Origin of the sequence: Pseudoduganella buxea, from assembly GCF_009720835.1 — a bacterium.
In the GTDB taxonomy this organism is placed as follows: Bacteria; Pseudomonadota; Gammaproteobacteria; order Burkholderiales; family Burkholderiaceae_D; genus Rugamonas; species Rugamonas buxea.
On sequence record NZ_WNKZ01000022.1, the window covers coordinates 16,467 to 43,224 of the forward strand.

General features: G+C 65.2%; 23 protein-coding genes. 10 read left to right on the top strand and 13 right to left on the bottom strand.

Annotated elements, in window-relative coordinates; all coding sequences use genetic code 11:
• Nucleotides 1-260: 260 nt before the first annotated feature.
• The 7 genes from adeC to GM672_RS10140 form a co-directional block, all read right to left on the bottom strand.
• Nucleotides 261-1,670: an AdeC/AdeK/OprM family multidrug efflux complex outer membrane factor gene (gene adeC / locus GM672_RS10110; protein WP_155470404.1), complete on the bottom strand. Its 1,410-nt coding sequence runs from the start codon at nt 1,668-1,670 to the stop codon at nt 261-263.
• 1 nt (nt 1,671) lies between these two features.
• Nucleotides 1,672-4,833, bottom strand: coding sequence for an efflux RND transporter permease subunit (locus GM672_RS10115; RefSeq protein WP_155470405.1), 3,162 nt, complete (start codon nt 4,831-4,833; stop codon nt 1,672-1,674).
• Nucleotides 4,834-4,857: 24 nt separating this feature from the next.
• Nucleotides 4,858-6,069 (bottom strand): efflux RND transporter periplasmic adaptor subunit, encoded by a 1,212-nt coding sequence (locus GM672_RS10120; protein ID WP_155470406.1) that lies wholly within the window; start codon nt 6,067-6,069, stop codon nt 4,858-4,860.
• 291 nt (nt 6,070-6,360) lie between these two features.
• Entirely contained in the window at nt 6,361-7,122 is a 762-nt protein-coding gene (locus GM672_RS10125; RefSeq protein ID WP_155470407.1) for a hypothetical protein, read from the bottom strand.
• 99 nt (nt 7,123-7,221) lie between these two features.
• Nucleotides 7,222-9,120, bottom strand: coding sequence for an MFS transporter (locus GM672_RS10130; protein WP_155470408.1), 1,899 nt, complete (start codon nt 9,118-9,120; stop codon nt 7,222-7,224).
• Nucleotides 9,121-9,249: 129 nt separating this feature from the next.
• Nucleotides 9,250-10,512: an ATP-binding protein gene (locus tag GM672_RS10135; protein ID WP_155470409.1), complete on the bottom strand. Its 1,263-nt coding sequence runs from the start codon at nt 10,510-10,512 to the stop codon at nt 9,250-9,252.
• Complete coding sequence (locus GM672_RS10140; RefSeq protein WP_155470410.1) at nt 10,509-11,159, bottom strand: response regulator transcription factor; 651 nt, start codon at nt 11,157-11,159, stop codon at nt 10,509-10,511. The genes GM672_RS10135 and GM672_RS10140 overlap by 4 nt, the downstream gene beginning before the upstream one ends.
• Before the next feature lie 149 nt (nt 11,160-11,308).
• Here GM672_RS10140 and GM672_RS10145 point away from each other — a divergent pair, with 149 nt between their 5' ends.
• Nucleotides 11,309-11,965 (top strand): energy transducer TonB, encoded by a 657-nt coding sequence (locus GM672_RS10145; protein ID WP_155470411.1) that lies wholly within the window; start codon nt 11,309-11,311, stop codon nt 11,963-11,965.
• 62 nt (nt 11,966-12,027) lie between these two features.
• Here GM672_RS10145 and GM672_RS10150 read toward each other — a convergent pair whose 3' ends face one another.
• The 4 genes from GM672_RS10150 to GM672_RS10165 are packed head-to-tail and all read right to left on the bottom strand — an operon-like array spanning nt 12,028 to nt 14,346.
• Entirely contained in the window at nt 12,028-12,699 is a 672-nt protein-coding gene (locus GM672_RS10150; protein ID WP_155470412.1) for a DUF799 domain-containing protein, read from the bottom strand.
• Nucleotides 12,696-13,058 (bottom strand): DUF4810 domain-containing protein, encoded by a 363-nt coding sequence (locus GM672_RS10155; RefSeq protein ID WP_155470413.1) that lies wholly within the window; start codon nt 13,056-13,058, stop codon nt 12,696-12,698. Before GM672_RS10155 ends, GM672_RS10150 begins: the two co-directional genes overlap by 4 nt.
• Nucleotides 13,055-13,378 carry a hypothetical protein gene (locus tag GM672_RS10160; RefSeq protein ID WP_155470414.1) on the bottom strand — a complete coding sequence of 108 codons (324 nt, stop codon included), beginning with the start codon at nt 13,376-13,378 and terminating at the stop codon, nt 13,055-13,057. The genes GM672_RS10155 and GM672_RS10160 overlap by 4 nt, the downstream gene beginning before the upstream one ends.
• A gap of 2 nt (nt 13,379-13,380) precedes the next feature.
• Nucleotides 13,381-14,346 (bottom strand): CsgG/HfaB family protein, encoded by a 966-nt coding sequence (locus GM672_RS10165; protein ID WP_188915865.1) that lies wholly within the window; start codon nt 14,344-14,346, stop codon nt 13,381-13,383.
• A gap of 287 nt (nt 14,347-14,633) precedes the next feature.
• Between GM672_RS10165 and GM672_RS10170 the strand changes: the two genes are divergently transcribed.
• From GM672_RS10170 to GM672_RS10195, 6 genes are all read left to right on the top strand, one after another.
• A complete protein-coding gene (locus tag GM672_RS10170; protein ID WP_155470415.1) occupies nt 14,634-16,067 on the top strand; it encodes a HAMP domain-containing sensor histidine kinase in 1,434 nt (477 codons plus the stop codon).
• A complete protein-coding gene (locus GM672_RS10175) occupies nt 16,057-16,635 on the top strand; it encodes a hypothetical protein (protein ID WP_155470416.1) in 579 nt (192 codons plus the stop codon). The genes GM672_RS10170 and GM672_RS10175 overlap by 11 nt, the downstream gene beginning before the upstream one ends.
• Nucleotides 16,635-18,014, top strand: coding sequence for a sigma 54-interacting transcriptional regulator (locus tag GM672_RS10180; RefSeq protein ID WP_155470417.1), 1,380 nt, complete (start codon nt 16,635-16,637; stop codon nt 18,012-18,014). Before GM672_RS10175 ends, GM672_RS10180 begins: the two co-directional genes overlap by 1 nt.
• A gap of 210 nt (nt 18,015-18,224) precedes the next feature.
• Nucleotides 18,225-18,539: a BON domain-containing protein gene (locus GM672_RS10185; protein ID WP_155470418.1), complete on the top strand. Its 315-nt coding sequence runs from the start codon at nt 18,225-18,227 to the stop codon at nt 18,537-18,539.
• 874 nt (nt 18,540-19,413) lie between these two features.
• Nucleotides 19,414-19,731, top strand: a complete 318-nt coding sequence (locus tag GM672_RS10190; RefSeq protein WP_155470419.1) for a BON domain-containing protein — start codon at nt 19,414-19,416, stop codon at nt 19,729-19,731.
• A 201-nt stretch (nt 19,732-19,932) separates the two neighbouring features.
• On the top strand, nt 19,933-20,853 hold the full coding sequence (locus GM672_RS10195) for an AraC family transcriptional regulator (RefSeq protein WP_155470420.1): 921 nt from the start codon (nt 19,933-19,935) through the stop codon (nt 20,851-20,853).
• Nucleotides 20,854-20,903: 50 nt separating this feature from the next.
• On the opposite strand, the gene GM672_RS10200 is transcribed toward GM672_RS10195, so the two are convergent.
• Nucleotides 20,904-22,226, bottom strand: a complete 1,323-nt coding sequence (locus GM672_RS10200) for a homoserine dehydrogenase (RefSeq protein ID WP_155470421.1) — start codon at nt 22,224-22,226, stop codon at nt 20,904-20,906.
• Nucleotides 22,227-22,281: 55 nt separating this feature from the next.
• Nucleotides 22,282-23,511, bottom strand: coding sequence for a pyridoxal phosphate-dependent aminotransferase (locus GM672_RS10205; protein WP_155470422.1), 1,230 nt, complete (start codon nt 23,509-23,511; stop codon nt 22,282-22,284).
• Between the two features lie 188 nt (nt 23,512-23,699).
• Here GM672_RS10205 and GM672_RS10210 point away from each other — a divergent pair, with 188 nt between their 5' ends.
• The 3 genes from GM672_RS10210 to GM672_RS10220 all read left to right on the top strand — a co-directional run bounded on the left by GM672_RS10210 (nt 23,700) and on the right by GM672_RS10220 (nt 26,749).
• Nucleotides 23,700-24,074: an Mth938-like domain-containing protein gene (locus GM672_RS10210; protein WP_155470423.1), complete on the top strand. Its 375-nt coding sequence runs from the start codon at nt 23,700-23,702 to the stop codon at nt 24,072-24,074.
• 44 nt (nt 24,075-24,118) lie between these two features.
• Nucleotides 24,119-24,586 carry a peroxiredoxin gene (locus GM672_RS10215; RefSeq protein WP_260098572.1) on the top strand — a complete coding sequence of 156 codons (468 nt, stop codon included), beginning with the start codon at nt 24,119-24,121 and terminating at the stop codon, nt 24,584-24,586.
• A 294-nt stretch (nt 24,587-24,880) separates the two neighbouring features.
• Nucleotides 24,881-26,749: a PhoH family protein gene (locus tag GM672_RS10220; RefSeq protein ID WP_155470424.1), complete on the top strand. Its 1,869-nt coding sequence runs from the start codon at nt 24,881-24,883 to the stop codon at nt 26,747-26,749.
• Nucleotides 26,750-26,758: the final 9 nt, after the last annotated feature.

The window sequence follows — 26,758 nt, forward strand, 5'->3', positions numbered from 1 at the left end:
GACAGTGCTCAAGCACGGCAAGGGGCTGCAACGCCGCCATGAATCCGTTTAGGCCTGTAACGACGGCCTCAACGGGTTCAGGGCAAGGCGCGGCCCCGCAGACAGTGCTCAAGCACGGCAAGGGGCTGCAACGCCGCCATGAATCCGTTTAGGCCTGTAACGACGGCCTCAACGGGTTCAGGGCAAGGCGCGGCCCCGCAGACAGTGCTCAAGCACGGCAAGGGGCTGCAACGCCGCCATGAATCCGTTTAGGCCGTCGTTTACTGCCAGCCGCCGCCCAGGACTTTGTAGAGCGTGACCTGGTTGGAAGCCTTCGCCAGCCGCGCACTGATCAGGCCCTGCTGCGCCGTGTACAGGTTGCGCTGCGCCGTCAACGACGTCTGGTAGGTGTCGGCGCCCTTCTGGTAGCGCGCTTCGTAGATGCGGTAGCTGCGGGCCGACGCTTCGGCCAGGGCCGCCTGCGAGGCAACGCGTTCGTCCAGGGTGCCGCGCTGGGCCAGCGCATCGGCCACTTCGCGGAAGGCCGACTGGATCGCCTTCTCGTACTGCGCCACGGCGATATCGCGGTCGGCCTTGGCGATGTCCAGGTTGGCCCGGTTGGCGCCGCCGTTAAAGATCGGCAGTGTCAGTTGCGGCACGAAGCTCCACACGCCGGAACCGGCCTTGAACAGGCCTGACAGGTCGCCGCTGGCGCTGCCGGCCGATGCCGTCAGCGAGATGCTGGGGAAGAAGGCGGCGCGCGCCACGCCGATATTGGCATTGGCGGCCTGCAGGCTCCGCTCGGCGGACAGCACGTCCGGACGGCGTTGCAGCACCGACGACGGCACGCCAGCCGGCAGCTCGGTCAGTTGCGTGACCTGCGTCAGCGAGCCTTGCGGCAGCAGTTCCGGCCCGACCGGTGCGCCGGCCAGCAAGGTCAATGCGTTCTGGTCGGCCGCCACTTGCGCCGTATAGATCGCCATGTCGCTGCGGGCCGTTTCCACGCTCTGCTGGGCTTCGTACATGTCCAGGCCGGACGTGGCGCCCGCCTGGAAGCGGCGCTTCGACAGCTCGAAGCTGATCTGCTGGCTCTTGAGCGTATCCTGGGCCAGACGCAGGCGTTCCTGGTCGGCGGCCAGGGTCAGCCACGCGTTGGCCACTTCGGCCACCAGCGCGATCTGCTGGGCGCGGCGCGCTTCCTGCGTGCCCAGGTACTGCTGCAGCCCCGCTTCGGACAGGTTCTTCACCCGGCCGAAGAAATCGAGCTCGAAGGACGTGATGCCCAGGCCCGCCGAGTACTGGCGGTTGATGTAGCCTTCGCCGTCCGGGCTCTGGTTGTCCGCCACGCGGTTGGCCGTCTGGCCCACCGACGCGTTCACGGCCGGCAGCTGCGCCGCACGCGTGACGCCGTACTGGGCGCGGGCCCGCTCGATGTTCAGGATCGACACGCGCAGGTCACGGTTGTTGTTCAGCGCCAGCTCGACCAGCTGGCGCAGCTTGTCGTCGGCGATGAATTCGCGCCAGGCAATGTCGCCGGCCTGGCGTTCGTCGCCGGTCTGCGCGGCGGGCTTGTAGGCCTCGCCTTGCGGCCAGGCCGGCGTGACCGGTGCCTGCGGACGCTCGTAGACGGGCGCCAGGCTGCAGCCGGCCAGCAGCGCGGCCACGGCCGCGGTGATGAGGGTCTTGGTCATATCAGTGTGCTTCCTTAACGATTGCGCCGTCGGCGGCGGGCGCCTGGGACGACTTGCCGGCGGCCTTGCTGGCGAACTTGCTGCGCACCAGCACGAAGAACACGGGCACGAAGAAGATGCCGAGGAAGGTTGCCGTCAGCATCCCGCCCAGCACGCCCACGCCGATGGCGTTCTGGCTGCCCGAACCGGCGCCGCTCGCGATGGCCAGCGGCAGCACGCCCAGGCCGAAGGCGATCGACGTCATCAGGATCGGACGCAGGCGCAGCTTGACCGCTTCCAGCGTGGCTTCGCGCACGTCCTTGCCCGCTTCCTGCAGTTCCTTGGCGAATTCCACGATCAGGATGGCGTTCTTGGCCGACAGGCCCACCACCGTCAACAGGCCCACCTGGAAGTAGACATCGTTCGACAGGTGGAAGCCCCACGTGGCCAGCACGGTACCGATGACGCCCAGCGGCACCACCAGCAGTACGGAGAACGGCACCGACCAGCTTTCATACAGCGCGGCCAGGCACAGGAACACGATCAGGATCGAGATCGAATACAGCGCCGGCGTTTGCGAGCCGGACTCGCGCTCTTCCACCGACAGGCCGGTCCATTCGAAGCCGATACCCGGCGGCAGTTGCGCCACCATCTTCTCCACTTCGGCCATCGCCACGCCGGACGACACGCCCGGTGCCGGGCTGCCCTGCACGTTGACCGAGGACAGGCCGTTGTAGCGTTCCAGGCGCGGCGAAGCGTAGATCCACTCGCCGTGGGCGAAGGCGGAGAACGGCACCATGTCGCCGGAGGCATTGCGGACGAACCACTTGTTCAGGTCTTCCGGCGCCATGCGCGAATCCGGCTGGCCCTGCATGAACACCTTCTTCACGCGGCCGCGGTCGACGAAGTCGTTGACATAGGCCGAACCCCAGCCCACCGACAGCACCTTGTTCACATCAGCCACAGTCAGGCCCAATGCGGTGGCCTTCTGCTGGTCTACGGTGATCTTGTACTGCGGCGTGTCTTCCTGGCCGTTCGGGCGCACGCCCACCAGGGCCTTGTTCTGCGAGGCCATGCCGAGCAGCTGGTTACGGGCCGCCATCAGCGCCTCGTGACCGACACCGCCCTGGTCCTGCAGTTGCAGGTCGAAGCCCGACGCGTTACCCAGCTCCAGCACGGCCGGCGGGGCGAAGGCGAACACCATGGCGTCGCGCAGCTGCGAGAACGCACCCATGGCGCGGCCGACGATGGCGCCGACGCGGTTTTCCGCGCCGCCCCGCTCGGACCAGTCCTTCAGGCGCACGAAGGCGATACCCGTGTTCTGGCCATTGCCGCCGAAGGAGAAGCCGGCCACGGCGAATACGGAAGCGACGTTGGCCTTCTCGGTAATCAGGAAATGCTCCTCGACCTTCTCGATGGTCTTCAGGGTACGTTCCTGCGTGGCGCCCGTGGGCAGCTGGATCTGCGAGAACAGCACGCCCTGGTCTTCTTCCGGCAGGAAGGACGTCGGCAGGCGCATGAAGACGACGGCCATCACGCCCAGCAGCAGCGCGTAGACGATCATCGAACGGCCGCTGCGGCGGATCATGTTGCCGACCCAGCCCTGGTACTTGTTGGTGCCCGCCTCGAAGTTGCGGTTGAACCAGCCGAAGAAGCCCCGGTTCGTCATGTGGTGGCCTTTTTCGACCGGCTTCAGGAACGTCGCGCACAGCGCCGGCGTGAAGACCATCGCCACCACGACGGACAGCACCATCGCCGAGACGATCGTGATCGAGAACTGGCGGTAGATGACGCCGGTGGAGCCGCCGAAGAAGGCCATCGGCACGAACACGGCCGACAGCACCATGGCGATACCGACCAGGGCGCCCGAGATCTGGCCCATCGACTTCTTGGTCGCCTCTTTCGGCGACAGGCCCTCTTCCGTCATTACGCGCTCGACGTTTTCGACGACGACGATGGCATCGTCGACCAGCAGGCCAATGGCCAGCACCATCGCGAACATCGTCAGGGTGTTGATCGAGTAGCCCAGCGTGGACAGGATGGCGAAGGTACCCAGCAGCACGACCGGCACGGCCATCGTTGGAATCAGGGTGGCGCGGAAGTTCTGCAGGAACAGGTACATGACGAGGAAGACCAGCACGATGGCTTCGGCCAGGGTCTTGACCACTTCCTCGATGGAGAGCTCGACGAAGGGCGTGGTGTCGAACGCGACGACGGCCTTCATCCCCTGCGGGAACAGCTTGCCCATCTGGTCGATCTTTTCCTTCACCGCCTCGGCCGTGTCGAGCGCGTTGGCGCCCGTGGCCAGCTTGATGGCGATACCGGCGGCGGGCTTGCCGTTGAAGCGCGCCACGGTGTTGTAGTTCTCGCGGCCCAGCTCCATCTTGGCGACGTCGCGCAGGTGCACGGTGGCGCCGTTTTCCATCGTCTTCAACAGGATCGCGCCGAACTGCTCGGCCGTCTGCAGGCGGCTCTGCGCCGTCACGGTGGCGTTGAGCTGCTGGCCCGGCATGGCGGGCGCGCCGCCCAGTTCACCGGCCGACACTTCGGCGTTCTGCGCCTGCACGGCGGTGGTGATGTCGGCGGGGGTCAGCTGGTAGCTTTGCAGCTTGGCCGGGTCCAGCCAGATGCGCATGGCGTACTGGGAACCAAACAGGGTGACGTCGCCGACGCCGGTCACGCGCGACAGCGGGTCGACCACGTTGGCGGCGACATAGTCGCCCAGGTCGGCATTGTTCATGCTGCCGTCCTCGGACACGAAACCGAGCACCATCAGGAAGTTCTTGGTGGCTTTCGACACCACCAGGCCCTGCTGGGTGACGGCACTGGGCAGCAGCGGCGTGGCCAGCTGCAGCTTGTTCTGCACCTGCACCTGGGCGATATCGGGATTGGTGCCGCTCTTGAAGGTCAAGGTGATGCTGATGCCGCCCGTCGAATCGGACGACGACGACATGTAGCGCAGCCCGTCGATGCCCTTCATCTTCTGCTCGATCACCTGGGTGACGGCGTCTTCCACCGTCTTGGCCGAGGCGCCGGGATAGGAGCCGCTGATCGAAATGGACGGCGGCGCGATGCTGGGGTACTGCGCGATCGGCAGGCGCATGATCGAGAGTATGCCCCCGAGCATGATGACGATGGCGACCACCCACGCGAAGATGGGCCGGTCAATGAAAAATCGTGCCATGAAATGGTTCTCCTGGTGGACCGCTTAGTGTGCGGCCGGTGCGGCGGGCTTGGCGGCGGCGGTGGTGGCCGCGGTCGGCGGCGCAACGGTGGCGGGCGCGCCCGGCTTTACCTTCTGGACGCCTTCGACGATGACGCGGTCGCCGCCGGCCAGGCCGGACGTGACGAGCCACCTGTCACCCAGGGTGCCGGACGTGGTCAGGATACGCTGCTCGACGATGCCCTTCTGGTTCAGCACCAGGGCCGTCGCCTCGCCTTTCGGATTGCGCGTCACGCCCTGCTGCGGCACGGCGATGGCTTTCTCGTCGACGCCGTTTTCCACCACGGCGCGCACGAACATGCCCGGCAGCAGATCCTGTTTCGGGTTCGGGAACAGCGCGCGCAGGGTCACGTTGCCGGTGGACGGGTCGACGCTGGCGTCGGCGAACTGCAGCTTGCCCGGCTGGGCGTAGGTGCTGCCGTCCGCCAGCTTCAACGTCACCTTGGCCTGGCCGTTGGCCTGCTTGACGCCGCCGGATTCGAACTGGCGCTTCAGGCGCAGCATCTCTTCGCTGGACTGGGTCACGTCGACATAGATCGGGTCGAGCTGCTGCACGGTCGTCATCGCCGCCGCCTGGCCGGCCGTGACGAGGGCGCCCGGGGTCACGGTGGAGCGGCCGATGCGGCCGGAGATCGGCGCGGTGACGCGGGTGTAGCCGACATTGATGCGGGCCGTCTCGAGCGACGCCTGGGCCGATTCCACGTCGGCCTTGGCCTGCGCGTTGGCGGCGATGGCGTCTTCGTAGTCCTGGCGGCTGACGCCTTCGATCTCGACCAGCTCCTTGTAGCGGGCCACTTTCGGGCCGGACGTCAGCAGGTTGGCCTTGGCGCGTGCCAGCGCAGCCTTGGCTGCGCTGTAGGTGGCCTGGTAAGTGGCCGAATCGATCTGGTACAGGGGCGTGCCGGCCTTGACGTCGGCACCTTCCGTGAACAGGCGCTTCTGCACGATACCACCCACCTGCGGGCGCACCTCGGCAACCTGGTAGGCGGAAGTACGGCCCGGCAGCTCGGTAATGACCGGCAGCGCCTGCGGCGTCACCGTGTACACGCCGACCTGCGGCGGCGGCCGGTTGGCGCCCGCGGCGCCGGGACCGGCAGCGGCCTTGTTGGAGTCGCAGCCGGCGGTCAGTGCCGCCGCGCATGCGAGGAAAAGGATGCCAGCCGACCGCAGCGGCGGGCTCGAGAGTGTGTGGTTCATACGGTCACTTTCTGTTGTGAGGGTCGTGCCAATAGAATGAACGATCATTCTAATACAGATTAGAAACTTTTGCACTTACTGACCGTGCGGTCAGCAACATGGCTTTCGGGAAATTTTGTACTGCAGAAAGGTTGCTCAAAGCTGGTATCAGATCCCCGGTTCATGAGCAATCTGCTCCTCCGGCAATCGGTGCTCATTGCCGGAAAACAGGGGACTGTCTTCGGTCTTGCGGCAATGAAAAACGCCTTCCGGCCGGGAGGCGGGAAGGCGCTGGTGCGGGGTGCTGGCCGGTCAGGTCGCCGGCGTCACCGGCGTGAACGTCATCGTCACGCTTTGCAGGTAGATGCTGGACGTGGCTTCGAAGCCGGAGTCGATGCCCAGGTAGATCCACAGCTTGCCTTCGGCATCGGCCTTGATGGCCGGGCTGACGACGTTGCGGTACACCTTGGCCGCGTAGACGCGCTCGCCTTCGCAGGCGCGGCCGTTGGCCAGGTTGCCCAGGATAACGGAGGTGGCGCCGGCGGCGGCCTGGTTGCCCTTGTCCAGGTTGAACTTGATGTTGCTACCGTCGTTCACCGGCTTTGGCTCCGTCGCAGAACCGCCCGCCACCAGCCACACGGATTCGCCTGGTGCGCCGCCGACGCCCATGCAGCCGCTCGGCGCATTGCTCAGCAGGTTGACGGTGTACGTCACCGTGTAGCTCGTGTTGGCGAGGAAGCCCGGCAACTGCTTTTTCATGTACAGGAACAGGTCGTCGCTGTTGTTGCGGCCACTGATGAACTGCGCCTTGCTGGGCTTGACGTAACCCAGGTTCAGGCTGTCCGTTTCACGCTGCTCGAACACCACCTCGGTCGGCGCCGTCCCGGTCGTGTAGTCGCTGCTTTCGCCGACCCAGCCGTCCGCGCCCTGCGTGAAATCGGTGCTGAGCAGGCGGGCCGACGCGGTCGGGGTCGCGCCCGTGGACGTGCCCACGGGGTCGTCGTCGCTGCCACCGCAGGCGGCCAGCAGGGCCAGGGTTGCTGCGGAAATTGCTGTCGTCCAGAGTCGGTTCATCGTGCTAGGTCTCTCATTCGTTGCGCAAAGTGGTTATTTTAAGAAGGAAACCTTTTCCTGTGTTCCTATATTGTAACGAGTTGTATAAGAGCCAACGTCCTATTTCCAGTCGCCCCGCAGCGCCGCCACTTCGCGCTGCAACAGTTCGGGCGTCACCTCGGCGGGGGCGACGGGCGTTCCGACGGCCAGTGCCAGCCGCGAGCGCAGGCCCTTGCGGAAAGCCCGTTCCAGCAGGTTGTCGCCGCTGCGGCTGAGCAGGTGTCCCCACAGCCCGCGCAGTGCCATCGGAATCACGGGCACGTGCGAACGTTCGACGATCTTGGCGATGCCGCCCTTGAATTCGTTGATCTCGCCCGTCGTCGTCAGCCGCCCTTCCGGGAAGATGCACACCAGCTCGCCGTCGTGCAGCGCATGGGCGATGTCGACATAGGCCTTCTCCAGCAGCCACGGGTCTTCCTTCGACGCGGCGATGGGAATGGCCTTGGCGGTGCGGAAGATGAAGCCCATCAGCGGCGTCTTGAAGATGCGGTGGTCCATGACGAAGCGGATCGGACGGGGGCTGGCGGCCATGATGACGATGGCGTCGACATAGCTGACGTGGTTGCACACGAGGATGGCGGCGCCTTCCTCCGGAATGCGGCCGTGTTCGATCACCTTGACCTTGTGCACCGTGTGGATCAGCAGCCAGGCCAGGAAGCGCATCAGGAACTCCGGCACCAGCGAGAAGATATAGATGGCGACGATGGCGTTCATGATGGCCGTGGCCAGGAACAGCTCGGGAATCGTGAAGCCCTGGCCCAGCAGCACGATGGCGACGCCGGCGGCGGCCACCATGAACAGCGCGTTCAGGATGTTCATGCCGGCGATGGTGCGCGACAGGTGGCGCGGGTCGCAGCGCAGCTGGATCAGCGCGAACAGGGGCACGATGAACAGGCCGCCGAACACGCCGATCATGACGACGTCGAACACGATGCGCCAGCTGCCGGGCTGCGCCAGCATGCCGAAGGCGTCCACCGTGGCGGTCACGCCGGCGCCGCCGCCATACCCCAGGCTGGCGAAATACAGGTCGATGCCGAACAGCGACAGGCCGATCGAGCCGAACGGCACCAGGCCGATTTCCACCTTGTGGCCGGACAGGCGCTCGCACAGCAGCGAGCCGACGCCGATCCCCAGCGAGAACACCGTCAGCAGCAGCACGAACACGCTGTGGTCGCCCCGCAGGTAGGTCATTGCGTAGACGGGGAACTGGGCCAGCATCATGGCGCCGTAGAACCAGAACCACGAATTGCCCAGCATCGACAGGAACACGCTGCGGTTGCCGGCCGAGTGCTTCAGGTTGCGCACCGTTTCCGTGAACGGGTTCCAGTTGACCACCAGGTCCGGCGCCGGCGCCGGCGTGACGGGAATGCGGTAGCTGGCCACCAGTCCCAGCACGGCAAAGCCCACCGTGCCGGCCGCCACGAAGGCGATGCCCAGGCCCTTGTGCATGACGATGACGTCGCCGAACACCTGCCCCAGCAAGATGCCGACGAAGGTGCCCATCTCGACGACGCCGTTGCCGCCCGTGAGCTCCTCGGGGCGCAGCTGCTGCGGCAGGTAGGCATACTTGACGGGTCCGAACAGGGTGGAGTGGGTGCCCATGGCGAAGACGGCCAGGATCAACAGCCACAAGGTCTGCGTCATCCAGCCCAGCGCCGCCACGCCCATGATGGCGATCTCCAGCCACTTGATGAAGCGCACCAGGCCGGCCTTCTCGAACTTCTCGGCGATCTGGCCGGCCGTGGCGGAAAACAGCACATACGGCAGGATGAACAGGCCCGGTACCAGGTTCGTGATCAGCGACGGCGACATGCTGGTCCAGCTGGCGGCGTCGAAGGTCAGCACGACGATCAACGCCGTCTTGAACAGGTTGTCGTTGAAGGCACCCAGGAACTGGGTCCAGAAGAAGGGCGCGAAACGGCGCTGCGTCAGCAGCGAAAACTGGCTCGCCTGGCTCATGGTGGTGGTGTTTCGAGTTGAGGGAATCGACAACATACAGCACAACCGGCGCACGAACAATGCTGCCGCGCACGGTATCGGCTCGCGATACCGCCGGGTGCATCCGGTCGCTGTCTTGCCACCGGGGCGCTAGCCGGCCAGCGGCAGCGCGATGACGATGCGCGTACCGCCGCCGTCGCCGTTGCTGGCGATCGTGAAGCTGCCTTCCAGCGCATGCACCCGTTCGCGCATGCCGGCCACGCCGATGCCATCCTGACGGCTGGCAGCGTGAAAGCCGATGCCATCGTCACATACTTCGATACGCAGCGATGCGCCCTGCCGTTCCAGCAGCACCGAAGCGTGCGAAGCGCGTGCGTGCTTGACGATATTGGCCAGCGCCTCCTGGACGACGCGGTAGGCCGTGATGGCCGTTTCCGGCCCGATGCCGGAGAAATCGCCCACCACGCGGCAGTCGAAAGTGCAGTCCGAATGGCTGGTGTCGAACTGGCGCACCATTTCCTCCACGGCGCCCTGCAGGCCCAGCATGTCCAACACTTCCGTGCGCAGCCGGCGCACCAGCGCGCGGCCGCTGTTATACAGGCCCAGAGTCAATTGCGTGACGGTCTGCGCGCGCCGGGCGATGTCCAGGCCCGTCGCCTGCGGCTCGACCCCGCGCGCCAGCGCGGCGATGCGCTGCGCCTCCAGCCGCGCGGCCACCAGCACGGCATTGAGTTCGTCGTGGATCTCCAGCGCGATGCTGCGGCGCTCCTCCTCGACGGCCGTATTCACCCGCCGCAGCAGCCGCCGCTTCTCGGCATCGGCATCGCGCAGCGCCTGCATCGACTGCTGCAGCGACGTGTCGAAACCCTGCGACAGCCGGAAGGCGGCAGCGCCGCACAGCAGCAGCCCCAGGCTGGCCCACAGCAGCTCGAGCTGGAAGCGGCGCGCCTGCTTCTGCAGCAGGGCCGCCGGCGCCATGCGTACCTGCAGGTAGCCCACCGTCTCGACCGACATGCCGGTGCCGTTCCCGCCGGCCGGCGTCCTGACCCAGATCAGCCGCTTCAGCACGGCCGCCTCGTAGTAGCGCGTCTCCGGCCCGCCTGGGGCTCGGCCCTGCACCCGCAGCAGCGGGCGGCGCCGCGCGTCGAACAGGGCCACCTGCCAGATCGCCGTGTCGGACTGCAGCACGTCGCGGATGGTGCGCTGCAAGTCCTCGTAATGCCCCGCCGCGATGGCCCGCTCGCTGCTGTCGGCCAGCACCCTCGCCAGCAAGCGGCCCCGCTCTGCCAGTTCGGCCCGCACCTCGTCCTGGCGCGACTGGTAATTGGTCCACACCAGGGTCAGGCACATCGCCACCAGCGGCGCGATGGTGATCGCCAGCAGCCGCTTGCGCGTGCTCCAGCGCAGGTTCAAGGCTGGATCAGGCCATGGCGCACGGCCAGCCTGGTGATGTCGGCCGGCCGGTGGATGCCCAGCTTTTCCTTGACGGCCTGGCTGGCGTTGCTGATGGTCTTGCTCGACACGTCCAGCCGCTCGGCGATTTCCGCATTCGTCAGCCCTTCGGCCATCAAGGTGAAGATCTCCAGCGAGCGCTCGTCCAGCAGCGCCTGGGGCGACACGTCGCCCAGCACGGAAATGCTGGCCAGCCGCTCCGCGATCGGCGCCATGAAATACAGCTCGCCCGCGTGGGCGCGCCGCACCGCCGCCGCAAGTTCCTCGGGGTCGCAATCCTTCGTGATGAAGGCGCGCCCGCCGATGCGGTAGCACTCCTTGATCAGGCTGTCCTGATCGAACTGGGTCAGGAACACGATGCGTGCGTCCGGCGTGTCGGCCAGCAGCCGGCGCGCCACATCAAGCCCCGTCAGCTGCTCGCCGAAGCGGATATCGAGGATCAGCACGTCCGGCCGCTGCTCGCCGAACTGCGCGATGGCCTCCTCCGGCGTGCGCGCCTGCGCCACCACATCGAATTCCGGTGCCGCCAGCGACATCGCGAACCCCGCCATGACGATCGGGTGATCGTCGGCCAGCATCACGCGGATGCGTTCCGCCTTCTTCTTCATTTCCACCTCCTGGCAATCAGAGTACTTATTGGAAGAAGGATAGCACGGGAGGACATGGCAAAGAAATTCGTTCCAATATTGCTATTCGATGGAATAATATACTTCCACTTCATAGCAATTCGAACTTCCACAAACCACCGGAGATCACCATGGACTTCATTGCCAATGGACGCCGCAAAAACCCCACCGGCATTGCCGCCGTCGTGCTGCTGCACGTACTCGCGGCGGGCATCGCCCTACAAAACAGCACGGTCAGCCTGACGCACAGCATCCCGGGCGTGATCGACATCCTGCCCACGCCCATTCCCGAGCCCGAGCCGCTGCCGGAACCCCTGCCGGAGCCAAGCATGAAGGCGCCACCATCCATGGCGGTACCGCCCGTGGACCTGCCGGACTTCCAGCAGCCGACCGACCCACCGGTGCTGACGACCCGCTCTACCACGGACACGGTGGCGCCGCCCCCCGGCATGGGCATCGGCACGGGCACGGCCCAGGTGGCCGAACCGGTGCCGAAAGCGGCGCCCGTGCGCAAGGAAGCCGTGGTCGACGCGAAGGCCTGCACGCGGCCCGAGTACCCGCGCACTGCGCAGCGAAACGGCGATACGGGCACCGTCACCCTGGCGCTCCTGATCGGCACGGATGGCAAGGTGGTGGAATCGAAGGTGGAGAAGTCGAGCGGCACGCGCGAACTGGATCGCGCGGCGCAGGCGGGGCTGTCGCTGTGCCGCTTCCAGCCCGGCACGGTGGACGGCGTACCTTACCAGTCATGGACGCGGATGCAGTATGTCTGGCAGCTGGACGAGTGAAGGACGAATGAAAAAAAAGAGCCGGGCCAATGACGGCCCGGCCCCTGGCAGTGCAGCCGGAATCAGAACTGCTGCTGGTCGGCCTTGTAGCCCGGATCGTAGGGACCGGCCGGCAGCCCGTGGCCCGCGCGCACGACCGAGGCGCCGTTGACGGAACGGGCCAGCGGAATGTAGTTCGGCTTGGCCTTTTCGATTGCCGCCACCACCGCCTTGGCGATCAGCCCCGCCAGGCCGCCTTGCGACTGCTGGGCGGCCGGGTCGTAGGCCATTTTTTCCGAATGCTTCCACAGCTCGTTGCCGCTCTTGCCGTTCTTCAGCGAGTAGCTCAGTTCCACCGTCGTGACGGTCGAGAACACGGCATACTTGGAATCCCAGCGCTCGATGACGACGTACAGCACGGCGTCCGCGCCGAACAGTTCCGCCAGCTTCGGCGTTGCGCTGGCGTGCACCAGATTGGCGTCGCCCAGGCCGTCGTCTTCCATGACGCGCTTGATCAGGTTGACGGGGAAGACATAGTATCCCCGCTCCGCGATCGGTTGCGAAATGGTCGACAGGAAGTAGTCCGGCGCATCGACGTCGACGCTGCGGCTGACGACGGGAACCACCAGCACGGAACGGGGATCGGCCTGGCGGAAGGCCGTGTAGTCCTTGCGCTGGGGCGGCTGAGTGGCGCAGCCCGTGACGATCGCCGCCAATGCGCCCAGTGCCGCCAGTTTACCGATGATGCGCTTCATGGGGTCACCTCGCGCGCCGGCTTCGATTCGGCCATCTTGATCATCCGGTTCATCAGCGTGGCCGATTCGGGCCAGCGGGTTTTTTCCTTGCCGAAGAAGGCGATGGCGTCCTGGGTCTTGCCCTGTTGCAGCAGCAGGAAACCGTACTCCGCATACAGCCCTGGCGGGACCGGACGGCTGGCCTTCTCGGCGTTGCCGATCGTGGCGTCGATCGATGCCACCAGCGCATTCACTTCGGCCGGGCTCTTGTAGTACTGGTAGAGCGACTGCTCGTAATTACCCCAGTCGTATTTCTTCTGCGGCGCCGTCGAGCATGCCGCCAGCAGCGCCGTCGTGGCGATCAGTGCGAGCCGCTTCATTTGGCCGCCTCCGCGCTGACGGTGACGGTCGTGGTCTCGCCGCTGCCGGCAAATATCTGCTGCGTCAGCAGGACCGCCTGGCCCTGGCGCACTTCGACGCGGTGGGCGCCTTCCTCGATCAGCAGCTTTTGCTTGACGCCGTCATAGGTGCCGGCTTCGCCCATCGACATGCCGTCGACATACAGCACCGCACCCGCCGGTGCGCCCTGCACCGACAGCGCCGGGCGCGACGCGCCTGCCTTCACCGTGGTGGTGGGCAGCGCGCAGCCGGCCACCGCCGCCGCCAGCGCGGCGGCCAATATCGTCTTCATCATTGCCATCGTCATTTCCCCGCTTCCGTAATGAAGTAAGCGCCGCCGCTTTTCGGCACGCTGCCGCTGACCAGTTCGGCCACCGCACCTTCGTTGTTCTCGGCGTCGCCGAACAGGCTGACCACCTTCACGGTCGCCACCTGGGTGCCGGGCAGCGTGATCTCGAAGCCGCTCTGGGCGCTCTTGACCTTTTCGCCTTCGCGCATGACGGCGAAGGTATCGCCGACGACGACGCCCTGTCTCGCACCGCCGGAGATGAACACCGACCGGCCGTCGCTCTTGAGGATGTCGGTGCGCCAGCGGCGCTCTTCGAGCTTGTTCATCAGCGCCGTCTGCACGTCGGAGATGGCCGCGGCAATGGCGCGGTCGTTCAAGGTCGCGTCGTAATCGGCCTTGCTGCCATAACCGGCAACCTCGCCCGATTCCGTGCTTGCCTCGCCCGTGCCCGATGCGGTGAAGAAGACGTGGCCCGTGCGGGCGTCGGCCAGGCGCACTTCGACCTTGGCCCGCGCCGTCTGGATCTTGGTCGAACTGAGGAAGCCGGCCTTGCCCGTGGTGCTGCGGCCGAACTCCGTCACCGAACCGAGAATCAGGGCATCGACGCCCACCAGGTCGCTCGCCGCGGCGCCATTGCGCTGCTGCTCGCTCGTGATCTTGGCCAGGTCCTGGCGTTCGAAGACGAGGAACTTGTTGGAGCCGACCAGTTTTGTTGCCAGCATGTCGGAGGCCTGCTTGCCCAGGGGATCGCTGCTGGCGTCCGTCAGGAAGGTGCGGCCGTAACGCGTTTCATTGCTGAAGCGGCCGATGGCAACCTTGCGCTTGAAGATTTTTTGCTGGGGCAGCGCGGCGGCCTTCTGGGCCTGGGCCTGCTGTACGCGCGATACGGGTGCCTCGACGGCGACCGGCGGCGTGCTGGTGGTGGCGCAGCCGGCCAGGAACAACAGGCCGGCCGCTACCGCTGGAGAACTCTTGAACACATCAACCTCATCAGGCAGTCACGAAAACGCCATCGTACTATTTCCACCTGGAAATTTCAGAAGTATACTTTTGCAGCTGTGACAATTGGTGAGACTATCAGGCAACTAATTATGATATGGAAATTTATATTGTCCATACGGAATCGAACACCCTTGGCGTGGCCGCTTTGCCACGCCACGACGGTTGGCACCAGTCCGCGCCACAGCGCGCCCGCGCAAAGGAAACCACCCTGTATATTATTGATCGGTTAACATTAGGACTTTTGCCGCCCGATTCGCCCCCTTCCATGTCCCTGAAACCGTCATTTCGCCAGTTGCTGCTGGGGGCATTCCTGCTCATTGCGGCCCTGCTCACCGCCACGTCGGTGCAGGCGCTGCTGACGCTCGAGCGGCTGGCCGCGCAAAGCCGCGAAACGAGCAAGGATGCGATCGCGCTGACGGCCAATGCCCAGCGCCTGGCCGAGCGCAGCGTGGCGATGGAACGCAGTGCGCGCCAGTTCCTCGTGCTGGACGATGCTGCCTTCCGCGAACGCTTCGCCGAAGCCTGGCGCGATGCGCTGGCCTCGCTCGACGCCATTGCCGCGGAACTGCCGGCGGGCGAGCCGACGGCGTTCGCCGACTGGCGCCGCAACGGCCAGGCGGCCTGGCAGGCGCTGGAGATGCCACGCGAGCGGCGCAATGCGCGCCAGTTGCGCCTCGACGCGGCCCTGTCGCAACTACCCGCCGTCAACGATGAACTGGCCGAGCGGGTCAAGGAAGAAGTGGACCGGCGCAACGCCGCCATCCTGACCGAGCTCGATGAACGCCGCACCATCCTGAAAGGCCAGGCCGCGCTGTCGATCGGGCTGGCTGCCGTGCTGGCGCTGGCCTTCGGCATCTGGCTGGCGCGGCCGCTGCGCCAGATCGAGAACGCCATCGCCCAGCTGGGCGACAACCGCTACGACGTGCCGGTGGCGGTCGACGGCCCGGCCGACCTGCGCCGCCTGGGCCGCCACCTGGACTGGCTGCGCCAGCGCCTGTCGCACCTGGAGGAAGACAAGTCGCGCTTCCTGCGCCATATTTCGCACGAACTGAAAACGCCGCTGGCCGCATTGGTCGAAGGCGTGGCCCTGCTGGAGGACGAGGTGGCCGGACCGCTGGCGCCGAACCAGCGCGAGATCGCCGTCATCCTGCGGCAGAATACCGTGTCGCTGCAGGGCCAGATCGAGGACCTGCTGCGCTACAATGCTGCCAGTTTCGACGCGCAGCACCTGCGCCGCGTGCGCACGGACATGGGCGAACTGCTGGCACGGGTGATCGACAGCCAGCGCCTGCAATGGCAGGCGCATGCGTTGACGGTGACGGTGGACGGCATGGCGCCGCCGATCGACATCGACGGCGACCAGCTGGCCATCGTCGTCAGCAACCTGCTGTCGAACGCGCTGCGCTTCAGCCCCGCCGGCGGCACCATCCGTTTCACGCTCGACTGCGTGGCGACGCCGCAAGGCAGGCAGCTGCGACTCGACTGCATCGACCAGGGCCCGGGCGTGGCCCCGCACGATGCCGAGCGGGTCTTCGAGCCCTTCTACCAGGGCGAACGCCAGCCGCCGGGCGCCCGCCGCGGCAATGGCATCGGCCTGTCCATCGTGCGCGAATACATCAACGCGCACGGCGGCAGCCTGCAACTCATGCCCTCCTCGCGGGGGGCCCACTTCCGCATCGAACTGCCTTATGAACATTAAATCGAACGCGCCCGGCCTGCCCTTGTGCCTGTCATTGGCACTGCTGCTGGCCGGCTGCGCGCAGAAACCGCTTGCCATCCACTATCCCGTCACGCCGCGCGTGGCGCCGCTGCCGGTGGCCGTGGCCCCGGTGGCGCCGCGCGACGAGGTGGCGCCGCTGCTGGCCTATCACCAGTCGCTGCGCCGCATGACCCAGGGCGAACTGCTGAAGGAACTGTCCGGCATCACCCTGCAACAGCGCACGCCGAAGATCACCTTGCAGACGGGCCTGATCCTGATGCTCACGCGCGGCGGCGGCGACCTGGCCCGGGCCCAGTCGATCTTCGACAGCGTGGCCACTTCCAACGAACCGGAAGCGGAAGGCCTGAAGCCGCTGGCGCAGCTGCTGTCGAGCCATTGCGCCGAAGCGCGCCGCCTGTCCGACACGGCCGACCGCCTGGCCCTCCAGCTGCGCGAGACGCAGCGCAAATCCGATCAGCTGGGCGAAACGCTGGAAGCGCTGAAGGCCATCGAACGGGGGCTGCCCGTGCGGCCCACCAGCGGCAGCTCGACCGCGGGGAGCCGCTGATGTCGAACGGCGCCCACCTGCTGCTGGTCGACGACGACCCGGACCTGCTGCGCCTGTTGTCGATGCGGCTGACGGCCAACGGCTACCGCGTCACCGCCGTCGGCAGCGCCGAAGCGGCGCTGGCACGCATGTCGATGCAACTGCCGTCGCTCGTCATCAGCGATATCCGCCTGCCCGAACGGGACGGCATGGCCCTGTTCCAGCAGATCCGCAGCCAGTATCCTGCCCTGCCCGTGATCCTGCTGACGGCGCACGGCACCATTCCCGACGCCGTCGAGGCGACGTCGCTGGGCGCCTACGCCTACCTGACCAAGCCGTTCGACGCCAAGGTGCTGCTGGAACGGATCGGCCAGGCCCTGGCCCTGACGGCGCCGACGGCGAATCGCACCAGCGGCGACGACAGCTGGCGCGCCGAGATCATCAGCCGCAGCCAGTCGATGGCCGAGCTGCTGGCCGAGGCGCGCCTGGTGGCCGCTTCCGACGCCAGCGTGCTGATACGGGGCGAGAGCGGCACCGGCAAGGAATTGCTGGCGCGCGCCATCCACCGCGCCAGCCGGCGCGCCAAGGCGCCGTTCATCGCCGTCAATTGCGGCGCGATTCCCGAGCCCCTGCTGGAATCGGAACTGTTCGGCCACGTCAAGGGCGCGTTCACGGGCGCCGTGACGAACCGCGAAGGCCTGGTGCAGGCAGCCGACGGCGGCACGCTGTTCCTCGACGAAATCGGCGACATGCCGCTGCTGCTGCAGGTAAAGCTGCTGCGCGTGCTGCAGGAGCGCGTAGTGCGCCAGCTGGGCTCCGACGCCGGCAAGCCGGTGGACGTGCGCATCCTGTCGGCCACGCACCGCGACCTGGATGCCGCCATGCTGGAAGGCCAGTTCCGCGAGGACCTGTATTACCGCCTGAACGTCATTACCCTGACCTTGCCGGCGCTGGCACAGCGGCGCGAGGATATCGGCCTGCTGTCGACCACCTTCCTGCAGATGCTGGCGAAGAAATACGAGAAGACCGTCAACGGCTTCGCGCCGGACGCACTGGAGGCGCTGACACGCGCTTCCTGGCCGGGCAATGTGCGCCAGCTGTACAACGTGGTGGAGCATGTGTGCGCCCTGGCGACGGCGCCGCTGGTGCCCCTGTCGCTGGTGCAACGCGCGCTGCGCGTGCCGACCCTGGAGGTGCTCAGCTACACGGAAGCGAAGCAGCGTTTCGAGCGCAACTACCTCGTGCAACTGCTGAAACTCACTGATGGCAACGTTTCCGACGCTGCCCGGCTGGCCGAACGCAACCGCACCGAGTTCTACCGGTTGCTGCAGAAGTACGACCTGAACGCCAGCCAGTTCCGTATCGACAATAATGCTGTCGCTGAGGAGCGACAGGAATAAACGCATAAGAATCAACCACTTGACGTTTATGGGCCAGAAGCTGTCGCTCCCAGGCGACAGATCTGGCCTTTTTTGATTCCTTAACGCAAATTTAACGCCCCAAAAATTTTCAAGTCATTGATTTATATGACGTTATTTTATCTGGCACGGCTTTTGCTCAGTATTCGACAGCGTCATTAGGCGTTATTTAATATTGAATGGAGATAAACCATGACGAAATCGAAACTGATCGCTGCCCTGCTGGCCGCCGCTTCGCTGAGCGTTGCATCCATCGCTACCGCCGAGCCGCAGCAGGACGCCGCCATGGCAGGCGCAGCCGCCGCTTCGGGCGATACAGCGCTGACCGCCAAAGTCAAGGCTGCACTGGCTGACCAGAAGCAGATCGGCGTGTCGAGCCAGTCCGGCGTCGTCGTCCTGACCGGTACCGTTGCCAGCACCGACGAAGGCACGAAGGCCATCCAGGCAGCGTCCGCCGTGGCCGGTGTCAAGGAAGTGAAAAGCGAACTGACCGTCGCCGCCAAGTAAACGGCGCACGACACTGCAATACCGATCCCCCGCAGCCTCGGGGAGCCGAGGCTGTTGTTTTGTAGTTTGTAGTAGAAGTAGCATCTGAGAGTAGCAGTAGTACCTCCCCTTCCCCGGGTGACATGCAAATGTCACCCGTTTTTTTTGGCGCAACCATCCGTCGCCGCCCTCCCCACTCCTGCCCTGGCCACTACCCCCGGAGCTAAACTGGCAGGTTATGCATCTCATAACGATCCCGATGTCTTCCTTCGTCAAGAAACTCGACATCTTGCCTCCCTTTATGCACGGCCAGCTCGCCACGCTCCTGGCGCTGGCAGCAGGCGCGGTAACCGACATGGCGGCGCTGGCGACGATGCTTGGCCTGCCGTCCCGCTGGCGGGTTACCGCTACGGTAAGCGCCTGTCCGCCTATGCCAGCCGCATTCTGTGCGGCGTCGGCGCCTGGCTCGTTGCCGGCCTGCTGCCTGGCGCCGCTGCCGGGGCCGCGCCGATCATCCATCCCATCATCCTGGTCGTGACCCTTGTCGCCGGCGGAGGCGCCTGTGCATTGGGCGAATGGGTAGCCATGACGGCGCTTTGGCGGCGGTTTATTCCCATGCGGCAGCTAAAAACCCGTGAAATACCGCCCGGAAGCGCCTTTGTCGCTGTTCGGTAACAAAAATAATTCTTTAAAATCAAATACTTAGAAATACTGTAGCGATAACTGTCGCCATATGGCGTCATTCCGCCATCTATTTCACTACCTCACAGAAACAAAAATCCGTGCCAAACTTTTAAGTCATTGATTCATAAACAAATAGTTTAGCTGGCACGGTATTCGCTATTACCTCTTCAACGTCACAAGGCGTTCCCTTAAATAACACTGGAGAGTAACCATGACGAAATCGAACCTGATCGCATCCCTGCTGGCCGCCGCTTCGCTGAGCGTAGCTTCCTTCGCTATCGCCGCCGAGCCGCAGCAGGATGCGGCCATGGCAGGTGCAGCCGCCGCTTCGGGCGATACCGCGCTGACCGCGAAAGTCTCGGCCGCGCTGGCTGACCAGAAAGAAATCGCCGTCACCAGCAACGCTGGCGTCGTCGTCCTGAAAGGCACCGTTGCGAGCACCGACGAAGGCACCAAGGCCATCCAGGCTGCATCGGCCGTCGCCGGCGTCAAGGAAGTGAAAAGCGAACTGACCGTCGCAGCGAAGTAAGCACGACCTGTGTAAGGACCGCAAACATCCCGGGGAGCCGGGACCTGCGCGGTCGGCAATGCCGCAGTGTGAGTAGTATCTGAGAGTAGCAGTAACCCCTTCCCGGGCGACATGCAGATGTCGCCCGTTTTTTTTGCGCCGTCCCCCCTTGCCCGCCGACGTAGTCCAAGGTAGCGTGTAGCCATCACGCCGAGGACGCCCATGACCGACTTGCACCGCCGCGAATACGAGCACCGCATGCACCGGGTACTGGAACATATCGACCGCCACCTGGACCGGCAGGTGAGCCTGCCCGAGCTGGCCGAAGTGGCGCATTTTTCACCGTTCCACTTTCACCGTCTGTTTTCGAGCTGGATGGGCGAGACGGTGGGCGACTACGTGCGTCGGCGCCGGCTGGAAACGGCCGCCTCGCGCCTGGCTTCGCAACCCGACGTGACGGTGCTGCAGGCGGCGCTGGCGGCCGGTTTCGGCTCGGCCGAGGCCTTTACGCGCGCCTTCAAGGCCCGCTTCGGCCAGGCGCCGACGACATGGCGCCAGGGGCAGCGGGCACAGGACAGCAAGTCCGGTCAGGTGGCCCGCAACGGCGGTCAGGCGGGCAGTCCCGCGACGCGGCACGATGGTGTCTCCACCAACCCGAGGGAGCACACCATGATCGAAGTCACCATCGTCGAACGCCAGCCCGTCCACCTGGCCTACCTGCGCAAGACGGGACCCTACGGCCCCGAGCTTTTCACCTTCTGGACCGAAACGGTTTATCCGTGGATGGCGACGAACCAGTTGCTGGGATTGCCCCGCTACGGCATCTGCCTGGACGATCCCATCACGACGGCGCCCGCACAGTGCCGCTACGACGCGGCCGTCGAGGTGGCGCCGGAGCGTGTGTTGTCCGGCAACCCGATGCGCACCGTGCTGCCGGGCGGGCGCTATGCCGTGCACCGCTTCCGCGGCCCGGGCCACGCCGTCAACCATGCATGGACGGCACTGACCCGCGACTGGCTGCCGTCGAGCGGGCTGCAGCTGGACGGCCGGCCCTTCTTCGAGCACTACCCACCCGACGCGGCCTACGATCCCGCCACCGGCGTGTTCGAGGCGGAGCTGTGCATGCCGGTGGCGCCGCTGTAAACAAAAAAGGACGGCTGCTGCCGTCCTTCATGCGCCGGCGCGAGGCAGAGTCAGCTCAGGTTTTCCAGGCGAATCTTGGTGACGCTGCCCAGCACCGTCGGCAGGCCTTCCATGCAGGCGATGGCCGCGAGCACCTTCTTTTCCTGGGTCTGGTGCGTCAGCATGATGATGTCGGCCTGGACCTCGCCTTCGGCCGGCTCCTTCTGCATCATCGCGTCGATCGAGATTTCGCCATCGGCCAGGATGCGCGTCAGGTCCGCCAGCACGCCCGGCTGGTCGGCCACGCGCATGCGCAGGTAGTAGCTGGTGGTGACTTCGGCCATCGGCAGGATGGCGATATCGGCCAGTTCATCCGGCTGGAAGGCCAGATGCGGCACGCGGTGTTCCGGATCGGCCGTGGCCAGCCGGGTGATGTCGACCAGGTCGGCGATGACGGCCGACGCGGTCGGCTCGGCGCCGGCGCCCTTGCCGTAGTACAGCGTGGCGCCGATGGCGTCGCCCTGCACCAGCACGGCGTTCATCGCCCCTTCCACGTTGGCGATCAGGCGCTTGGCGGGAATCAGGGTCGGGTGCACGCGCAGCTCGATGCCTTCCACGCCATTGACCTTGGCGCGCTTGGCGATACCCAGCAGCTTGATGCGGTAGCCCAACTGCTCGGCGTAGCGGATGTCGATCGCTTCCAGGCGCGTGATGCCTTCCACGTGGGCCTTGGAGAACTGCATCGGAATGCCGAAGGCGATAGCCGACATGATGGTGACCTTGTGCGCCGCGTCCACCCCTTCGATATCGAAGGTCGGATCGGCTTCGGCGTAGCCCAGGGCCTGCGCCTGTTTCAGCACGGTGTCGAAGTCCAGGCCCTTGTCGCGCATTTCGGACAGGATGAAGTTGGTGGTGCCGTTTATGATCCCGGCCAGCCATTCGATGCGGTTGGCCGTCAGGCCTTCGCGCAGCGCCTTGATGATGGGGATGCCGCCGGCGACGGCCGCCTCGAAGGCCACCATCACGCCCTTGTCCTGGGCCGCCTTGAAGATCTCGTTGCCGTGCACGGCCAGCAGGGCCTTGTTGGCGGTGACGACGTGCTTGCCGTTGGCAATCGCCCGCAGCACCAGCTCGCGCGCCGTGTCGTAGCCGCCGATCAGTTCGACGACGATGTCGATCGACGGATCGTCGACGATGGCGAAAGGATCGGCCACGACGGTGACCTCGCCGCCCGTGCGCTGTTTCGCGCGCTCGGTATTGCGGGCCGAGACGGCCACCACCTCGATGCCGCGGCCAGCGCGGCGGCGGATCTCTTCCTGGTTGCGTTTCAGGACGTCGAAGGTACCGCCTCCGACATTGCCCACGCCTAGCAAACCTACTTTTATCGATTTCATGTCTGTGCTTCTGGTGCGGCGCCCCGCCTTGCGGCAAGGGCACCGGGTTGATCGGTCAGGCCTGGCCGTTGCGGCGGCGGTAGCCTTCGAGGAAGCGGGCAATGCGTCCGAAGGCCTCCGTCATGTCGTCGGTATTGGGCAGGAACACGACGCGGAAGTGGTCCGGCGCGATCCAGTTGAAGCCCGTGCCCTGGACGACCAGGACCTTGGTTTCGGCCAGCAGGTCGTAGGCGAACTGCTGGTCATCCGCGATCGGGTAGATCTTCGGGTCGAGGCGGGGGAACATGTACAGCGCCGCCTTCGGTTTCACCACGCTGATGCCGGGGATTTCCGTCAGCAGCCGGTAGGCGAGGTCGCGCTGCTTCAGCAGGCGCCCGCCCGGGCCCACCAGGTCATGAATGCTCTGGTAGCCGCCGAGCGCAGTCTGGATCGCAAACTGGCCCGGCGCATTGGCGCAAAGGCGCATCGAGGCCAGCATGTTCAGGCCTTCGATATAGTCCTTCGCATGTCGCTTCTCGCCCGACAGCACCATCCAGCCGGCACGGTAGCCGCAGGCGCGGTAGTTCTTCGACAGGCCGTTGAAGGTGACGACCAGCAGGTCGTCGCACAGCGCCGCGATGGACGTGTGGACGGCGCCGTCGTACAGCACCTTGTCGTAGATTTCGTCGGCATAGATGATCAGCTGGTGCTGGCGCGCCAGCTCGATAATCTGCAGCAGCACCTCGTCCGGGTACAGCGCGCCGGTCGGGTTGTTCGGGTTGATGACGACGATGGCCTTCGTGTTCGGCGTGATCTTGCGCCGCATGTCCTCGATGTCCGGGTACCAGTCCTGCTGCTCGTCGCAGATGTAGTGCACCGGGCGCCCGCCGGAGAGGCTGACGGCGGCCGTCCACAGGGGGTAATCCGGCGCCGGCACCAGCACTTCGTCGCCGTTGTTGAGCAAGGCGTTCATCGCCATCACGATCAGTTCCGAGGCGCCATTGCCCAGGTAGATATCGTCGATGCTGACACCGGCGATATTTTTCTCCTGGGTGTAGTGCATCACCGCCTTGCGCGGCGCGAACATGCCCTTCGAATCGGTGTAGCCGGCCGCGTTGGGCAGCTGGATCTTCATGTCCTGCACGATCTCGTCGGGCGGATCGAAGCCGAAGACGGCCAGGTTGCCGATATTGAGCTTCGTGATCTTGTGGCCCTCTTCCTCCATCTGCCGCGCCTTTTCCGGCACGGGACCACGGATTTCATAGCAAACTTCGGCCAGCTTGTTCGATTTCTGAATCGGGCGCAAAATCAATCCTTGTCTGTCCGCGAAATGGCGTGCCGCCTGGCCCGCCGATCCCGCGATGCTGCATTGCGAAAATAACCCATTCTGCCGAAAGCGCCCCATTTAAGCAACCTCCGGCCCCGCCCTGCCCGGTAAACCCCACGATTGGCGTTACAATAAGGGTTGTTTGAGACCAGATACGAGCCTTTTTCATGAAGCTTCACGCCAGCAACACCAAACAGTACCAGACCGTGACGGGGTACTTTCAGGGCGGTGTCGAAATCAACGCCCAACCCTACGACTACAGCCTCCTGATGCTGCCCGAGACGGCGCCGCGTGCCTGGCCCGTCTCCGCTTTCGACCAGCTGACGGTCGAGCATTTCGAGCAGCTGCTGGCCGAGCAGCCCGATGTCGTCATCCTCGGCACGGGCGAGCGCCAGCGCTTCATCCACCCGCGCCTGTCCGCGCCGCTGACCGCGCAGAGAATCGGCGTCGAGTGCATGGACACCAATGCCGCCTGCCGCACCTACAATATCCTGATGGGCGAAGGGCGCAAGGCGCTGCTGGCCCTGATCATCGAAAAATAAGTGCCGGCACGGCCGGCATCATCTGAAAATCCAGGAGAATCGCAGTGGCAGATAGCCAAACCCCAGCCCCCCTGGCTGACTTTACCGCCGCCATGACGGGCGGCCAGACCTTCCGGCTGTTGGGCCGCCCGGCCAAGGCCACCGTGCTGTATTTCTACCCGAAAGACAATACACCCGGCTGCACCACCGAGAGCCTGGCCTTCCGCGACCTGCACGAGCGTTTCAAGGCAGCCGGCGTGGAAATCTACGGCATCAGCCGCGATTCGCTGCGTTCTCATGAAGGCTTCAAGGCCAAGCTGGAACTGCCGTTCGAACTGATTTCCGATCCCGACGAGGCGATGTGCCTGGCCTTCGGCGTCATGAAGCAGAAGAAGATGTACGGCAAGGAAGTGCGGGGGGTCGAGCGCAGTACGTTTGTCATTGACGCTGACGGCCGATTGGTGAAAGAATGGCGTGGCGTCAAGGTTCCCGGCCACGTCGACGAAGTGCTGGAATTCGTCACGCGCAGCTGAACAGTACAGCACTGTTTCGGCCGGCGCGGTACACTGGCCGGGCATGTCCGATCACCGCATGCCTTACACTGATTCCAACGAACGTCAGCCACGGATCTTCCCTACTTTCATCGCCAGATTTTGAGTCAACAGCGTTCTCCTCTCCCCACTGATCGGTGGCCCCCGGGTCACCAGCTGTTTCCTTGTTTTGTCCCGGCATTGCGCCCAAACCCGGCATCCCATTATTCCGACAGACCCCGCCCCCATGGCCCGGCATGTGCCCGCCATGGCGCACCCTTTTAAGACGAGATCCTGATGCCACTGCCAAAACTGCCTACCAAGCCAGCGACCCTGCTGCTGGCGAAAGACTACCCCAAGGCGAGCGGAGCGAATCCGGTCCCTTTCCCTGAACACGAAGCCGCCGCCGCCGCGCCGAAGAAATCGGCCCGCGCGAAATCCGTGGAAGTACTGGAACCGGTGGCGCCACCGGTGATGGCCGAGCTGCCGACGCCGGCACCGAAGAAAACCGCGCGCAAGAGCGTGGCGAAGACCGCCGCGCCGGCCGCTGCCCCCGTCGCTCCTGCCGTGCCGACGCCGCCTGCCGCCGCACCGGTGCCGGTTGCCGAAGCTGCCCCCGTGACCGCCAAGGCACCCCGCGCCAAGTCCACGCCGCAAAAAGCCGACGTGCCGCAAAAGGCCGAGGCACCGCACCCGGTTCACCACAAGGCCAAGGAAGTCGTCATCAAGTCCTCGGCCAGCCGCCATGCCGACCAGGTCGGCGGCACCAAGCTGTTCGTGCTCGACACGAACGTGCTGATGCACGACCCGACATCGCTGTTCCGTTTCGAGGAACACGACGTCTACCTGCCGATGATGACCTTGGAAGAGCTGGACAACCACAAGAAGGGCATGACGGAGGTGGCGCGCAACGCCCGCCAGGTGTCGCGCACCCTGGACGCCCTGATCGCCAACACGGAAGACGATGCCATCGAACAGGGCATCCCGCTGGCCAAGCTGGGCAACAAGGACGCGAAGGGCCGCCTGTTCTTCCAGACCCGCCTGCAACTGGCCGACTTGCCGGAAGGCCTGCCGCAAGGCAAGGCCGACAACCAGATCCTCGCCGTCGTCCGTTCGCTGGAAGCGGACCAGCAGGGCCGTGCCGTCGTGCTGGTGTCGAAAGACATCAATATGCGTATCAAGGCGCGCGCGCTGGGCTTGCCCGCCGAGGACTATTTCAACGACCACGTGCTGGAAGACACGGACCTGCTGTACTCGGGCATCGTGCAGCTGCCGGACGACTTCTGGAACAAGCACGGCAAGGACATGGAGTCCTGGCAGGAGAACAAGAACGGCTACAGCTACACCTACTACCGCGTCACGGGCCCGTTCGTGCCGTCGCTGCTGGTGAACCAGTTCGTGTTCCTGGAGCCGAACAACGGCGAGGCCTCGTTCTACGGCCAGGTCAAGCAGCTGAACGGCAAGACGGCCGTCATCAAGGTGCTGCGCGACTACAGCCACAACAAGAACAATGTGTGGGGCGTAACGGCGCGCAACCGCGAGCAGAACTTCGCGCTGAACCTGCTGATGGACCCGGAATGCGATTTCGTTACCCTGCTGGGCCAGGCCGGTACCGGCAAGACCTTGCTGGCGCTCGCTTCCGGCCTGGCGCAGGTGCTGGAGACAAAGCTGTACAACGAGATCATCGTCACCCGCGTTACCGTGCCGGTGGGCGAGGATATCGGCTTCCTGCCGGGCACCGAGGAAGAGAAGATGGGGCCGTGGATGGGCGCTTTCGACGACAACCTGGAAGTGCTGAACAAATCCGATAACGACGCCGGCGAATGGGGCCGCGCCGCCACGCAGGACCTGATCCGCTCGCGCATCAAGATCAAGTCGCTCAACTTCATGCGCGGCCGCACCTTCGTCAACAAATTCCTCATCATCGACGAGGCGCAGAACCTGACGCCGAAGCAGATGAAGACCCTGGTGACGCGTGCCGGTCCCGGCACGAAGATCCTGTGCCTGGGCAATATCGCCCAGATCGACACGCCTTACCTGACCGAAGGGTCGAGCGGCCTGACCTACGTGGTCGACCGCTTCAAGGGCTGGTCGCACAGCGGCCACGTCACCCTGGCCCGCGGCGAGCGCTCGCGCCTGGCCGACCACGCCAGCGACGTGCTGTAAATCTCACGC

What these genes read in the sequence shown, in the direction of transcription:
- GM672_RS10145 (WP_155470411.1), top strand. Translation starts at nt 11,309, where the DNA reads ATGGACTTCATTGCCAATGGACGCCGCAAAAACCCCACCGGCATTGCC.
- GM672_RS10185 (WP_155470418.1), top strand. Translation starts at nt 18,225, where the DNA reads ATGACGAAATCGAAACTGATCGCTGCCCTGCTGGCCGCCGCTTCGCTG.
- adeC (WP_155470404.1), bottom strand. Translation starts at nt 1,670, where the DNA reads ATGACCAAGACCCTCATCACCGCGGCCGTGGCCGCGCTGCTGGCCGGC.
- GM672_RS10210 (WP_155470423.1), top strand. Translation starts at nt 23,700, where the DNA reads ATGAAGCTTCACGCCAGCAACACCAAACAGTACCAGACCGTGACGGGG.
- GM672_RS10170 (WP_155470415.1), top strand. Translation starts at nt 14,634, where the DNA reads ATGTCCCTGAAACCGTCATTTCGCCAGTTGCTGCTGGGGGCATTCCTG.
- GM672_RS10190 (WP_155470419.1), top strand. Translation starts at nt 19,414, where the DNA reads ATGACGAAATCGAACCTGATCGCATCCCTGCTGGCCGCCGCTTCGCTG.
- GM672_RS10195 (WP_155470420.1), top strand. Translation starts at nt 19,933, where the DNA reads ATGACCGACTTGCACCGCCGCGAATACGAGCACCGCATGCACCGGGTA.
- GM672_RS10155 (WP_155470413.1), bottom strand. Translation starts at nt 13,058, where the DNA reads ATGAAGCGGCTCGCACTGATCGCCACGACGGCGCTGCTGGCGGCATGC.
- GM672_RS10150 (WP_155470412.1), bottom strand. Translation starts at nt 12,699, where the DNA reads ATGAAGCGCATCATCGGTAAACTGGCGGCACTGGGCGCATTGGCGGCG.
- GM672_RS10125 (WP_155470407.1), bottom strand. Translation starts at nt 7,122, where the DNA reads ATGAACCGACTCTGGACGACAGCAATTTCCGCAGCAACCCTGGCCCTG.
- GM672_RS10220 (WP_155470424.1), top strand. Translation starts at nt 24,881, where the DNA reads ATGCCACTGCCAAAACTGCCTACCAAGCCAGCGACCCTGCTGCTGGCG.
- GM672_RS10115 (WP_155470405.1), bottom strand. Translation starts at nt 4,833, where the DNA reads ATGGCACGATTTTTCATTGACCGGCCCATCTTCGCGTGGGTGGTCGCC.
- GM672_RS10130 (WP_155470408.1), bottom strand. Translation starts at nt 9,120, where the DNA reads ATGAGCCAGGCGAGCCAGTTTTCGCTGCTGACGCAGCGCCGTTTCGCG.
- GM672_RS10175 (WP_155470416.1), top strand. Translation starts at nt 16,057, where the DNA reads ATGAACATTAAATCGAACGCGCCCGGCCTGCCCTTGTGCCTGTCATTG.
- GM672_RS10160 (WP_155470414.1), bottom strand. Translation starts at nt 13,378, where the DNA reads ATGGCAATGATGAAGACGATATTGGCCGCCGCGCTGGCGGCGGCGGTG.
- GM672_RS10200 (WP_155470421.1), bottom strand. Translation starts at nt 22,226, where the DNA reads ATGAAATCGATAAAAGTAGGTTTGCTAGGCGTGGGCAATGTCGGAGGC.
- GM672_RS10140 (WP_155470410.1), bottom strand. Translation starts at nt 11,159, where the DNA reads ATGAAGAAGAAGGCGGAACGCATCCGCGTGATGCTGGCCGACGATCAC.
- GM672_RS10180 (WP_155470417.1), top strand. Translation starts at nt 16,635, where the DNA reads ATGTCGAACGGCGCCCACCTGCTGCTGGTCGACGACGACCCGGACCTG.
- GM672_RS10120 (WP_155470406.1), bottom strand. Translation starts at nt 6,069, where the DNA reads ATGAACCACACACTCTCGAGCCCGCCGCTGCGGTCGGCTGGCATCCTT.